Below are 308 nucleotides of genomic sequence, written 5' to 3'. Positions count from 1 at the left end.
TAGAATGAATGAATTATTATCAATTATTGTACCAGTGTATAATGTCGAGATGTATTTGAAGCGCTGTGTGGACAGTATTCTTAAACAAGATTATGACAATATGGTGATTATTCTTGTAGATGATGGTTCAACAGACTCCAGTGGTGTAATCTGCGATCAATATGCATCTAATTATAAGAATGTGAAAGTAATTCATAAAAAAAAACGGGGGACTTTCAGATGCTAGAAACTTTGGATTAGATAATTGTAGGGGTCAATATATATCATTTATAGATAGTGATGATTGGATAGAATATGGCATGTATCAT

At 31.5% G+C, this 308-nt stretch carries 2 protein-coding genes; both read left to right on the top strand.

The annotated features are described in order from the left end of the window. Positions 1–226: glycosyltransferase (locus tag NE473_RS30880; protein WP_349769268.1), on the top strand; the 226-nt coding region annotated here is incomplete at its 5' end. Beyond that, the coding region (locus NE473_RS32975) for a glycosyltransferase (RefSeq protein WP_349769269.1) at positions 195–308 on the top strand (114 nt) is incomplete at its 3' end. The genes NE473_RS30880 and NE473_RS32975, both read left to right, overlap by 32 nt.

Origin of the sequence: Hungatella sp. SL.1.14, assembly GCF_024460495.1 — a bacterium.
Lineage (GTDB): Bacteria > Bacillota > Clostridia > Lachnospirales > Lachnospiraceae > Hungatella > Hungatella hathewayi.
Note: the sequence above shows the minus strand (reverse complement) of the source record. Positions and strands in the feature narration are given on the sequence as shown.